General features: G+C 39.6%; 1 protein-coding gene. It reads right to left on the reverse strand.

The features are described 5' to 3' along the window. Positions 1-115: 115 nt before the first annotated feature. Entirely contained in the window at positions 116-532 is a 417-nt protein-coding gene (locus V7R35_RS17820) for a hypothetical protein (protein WP_334016230.1), read from the reverse strand. Between the last annotated feature and the right edge of the window lie 61 nt (positions 533-593).

Genomic DNA, 593 nt, shown 5'->3' on the forward strand with positions numbered 1-593 from the left:
TAACTTTCCAATAACGGGCGCAGACATGTGGGGCATAATGGCGAAGCCGCCCCGCGTGTATGCGTCCCAGCGAACGCAGTGAGTGAGTTTATTGGGTTGTTATGCGAACTCTTGATTAGTCCTTGTTCCATTCCTTTGCCGCTCCTAACGTTGGACCTAATGGAAAGACTGATGCGACAACAAGGAAATAACGTGTACTATTTTTTTCATCTACCTGGAAAATTCCTGAGGACAAAAAATACAAAGCTGCAATAATTCCAAAAGACCAAAAAAACAAAATAGCAAACTTGATGAAGTTAGGATTTGATTTAGCAAACGGATTTATCTTTTGAAATCCAATTAGTGTGCTTGACAAAACCATGCCCGCGAAGAACATACATAGCGTCATAAGCGGCGCCGCAATAATTAAAGCAATTTCTACTTGAACAACAAAGCCCAATAATACTGAAAAACCGCACCATAATAAGGCTATCTTCGTTAACCATTTTTCAGACAATAAAATGTAGTGATTAAAACTAAATCTAGATAGCACGAATTATCCTATGTTCGTATAACGGCCCGCATAACGGGCAAAAATACGTAGGCTATAATAC

This window comes from Alteromonas sp. S167, from assembly GCF_036864375.1.
Classification (GTDB): domain Bacteria; phylum Pseudomonadota; class Gammaproteobacteria; order Enterobacterales; family Alteromonadaceae; genus Alteromonas.